The 1,904-nt window shown below is 62.6% G+C and carries 2 protein-coding genes; both read left to right on the top strand.

Annotation, left to right across the window (positions count from 1 at the left end; translation table 11 throughout):
* Positions 1-1,228 (top strand): hypothetical protein (locus tag Mterra_RS20930; RefSeq protein WP_218022997.1); only part of this gene is annotated, 1,228 nt, incomplete at its 5' end.
* A complete protein-coding gene (locus Mterra_RS20925; RefSeq protein ID WP_119316836.1) occupies positions 1,218-1,712 on the top strand; it encodes a hypothetical protein in 495 nt (164 codons plus the stop codon). The genes Mterra_RS20930 and Mterra_RS20925, both read left to right, overlap by 11 nt.
* Positions 1,713-1,904: the final 192 nt, after the last annotated feature.

Here is a 1,904-nt window from a genome sequence, read left to right as displayed (position 1 = left end):
GGACAACCCCGGTGCCGGTTCGGGGCTGACGCCGCCGGGGGGCGGGGTGGTGCCGCCCATCGGGGGGGTGCCCGCGCCCATCGACGCGGTGGCGCCGCCCATCGGGGGGGAAGGCCCGGACAGGCGCGACGCGAGGCCGCTCGACTGGTGGGACGACTTGGCTAAGTGGTGGGAGGAAGCCTCCAGGAAGGCGATGGAGAACGACGACGCCCAGTACAGGAGGGAGCTGGAGGCGGCCAGGCAGACGGGCGACCTCACCGCGGTGGCCGCAGTCCAGGCCAAGTGGACGGTCAGGGGAACCATTACCGGGGATTCTCGCTTCAACGGCGCGGACCTGAAGAACTTCGAGAAGATCGCGGAGCAGGCGGACAAGCTGTCGCCGGGGGAGAAGCTGGAGTTCTACCTGCGCCTGGGGGCGGAAATCTTCAAGGGTAAGGACGGGGACGGCAAGAACACCCGGCAGTTCCTGGCCGACCTGGCCAACTCGCCTCGAGCCATCAGGCGCATGGGCCAGTGGTCGGCCGGGATGGGGCCAGGGGCGCGGGAGCGGGTCAACCGGCTCAAGGGCATGTCGGCAGGGGCCGGGCTGTCCGCCCTGGCGAGGAACACCTCCCGCCTGGGCCTCAAACAGGGAGGACCCCCCTTTGCGGCAGCGGCGGGCGGCGTAGGGTTGCCGCCGTGGTGGTCGCCAGGAGGGCCCAGTTTCACGCCCCCCTCGGCCGGAGGGAGGGATACGAGGCAGCGCCCCGAGTTCGGCCTGTCCGTACTCAACGTGACATTGTCGAGCTTGGGTCAGATGACGGATAGTTGGGTGAACATGGCCCAATCGGGGATAGATTTTAGCCTGGGGGCTGCGGCCTACGGGGATAAGGTGAACCCCTACCTGATCAAGGATTACGAGGACTTCGTCAGGGTGCTGGGCCCGGCTGGAAAGTTCATCGACGGGGCGGGGTATTTCCTGGGCTTCGCCCAGTTTGCCCAATCCCTCATCGATATCCGTGACTCCAACATGACCACCGCTGAGAAGTGGGGGGCTGGGATCACGGAGGGGGTTTTTGGAATCGCCCAGGCAGCTACGGGTACAGCCGCCACAGCCTATTGCGCAGGCAAGTATAGTGGAAACAATGCACTTGCTTGTGGGGCAGCGCTAAGCAGTGGGATAGAGTTTGGGGGGAACTGGTTGAAGGACTATTGGATCGACGTTAATGGGTGGGACTATGGACCATGAGGTCGTCAGGAGTCAACGGGGGTTACTGCTGTGGATGGTCGCCTCGGCATACCTGCTCATCTCGAGCTTTGTGGTACAGATGCTCCTGGCCAGCTTCCGGGGTGAGGATTTCGGGCGAGGCCCATTCGGGAGCGTCATCTTGCTGGGCTTCTTGGGGCTGTTGTTGTGCTTCTCTGCCTACCTCATCTCCTCATCGATCACGATTACGCCCGAGGCGCTCACCGTACGAAGTATCTTCGGCAGCAGAACCATAGCGCTCAGGGACGTGCTAGAGATTAAAATCGTGCCCATATACGGGGACACGATTTTCTGGGGCTACAACGTCATCGTCCGCACGACGCTGTCCCAAGGAATTGCTGTTTATGCGAGCCTTTATGCCAATAGACACCAGCTTCTTGCAGCGCTTATTCATCACGCCAGGCGCGCTTCTGGCGGCATCGACATTGACCGACCTCTCCTGAATAGATACAGCCGCCGAAAGTAACCTCGTACAGGCGAAGTCTATATCTTATGAGCCAGCAACGCTCCTATCAATTGCTGCGTAGACTGACTGCGGTGGGCACATGACCCTAAGAGCCTCCTTTTGTCTTCCTTTTTTACCGCTCCTCCTGTCCGCCTGCGCCGCCCCCGACGGCACCCTGCCGCAGGTGGAGATCCACTCCGCCCTCCCCGACCC

The organism is Calidithermus terrae (assembly GCF_003574345.1).
Lineage (GTDB): Bacteria > Deinococcota > Deinococci > Deinococcales > Thermaceae > Calidithermus > Calidithermus chliarophilus.
Note: the sequence above shows the minus strand (reverse complement) of the source record. Positions and strands in the feature narration are given on the sequence as shown.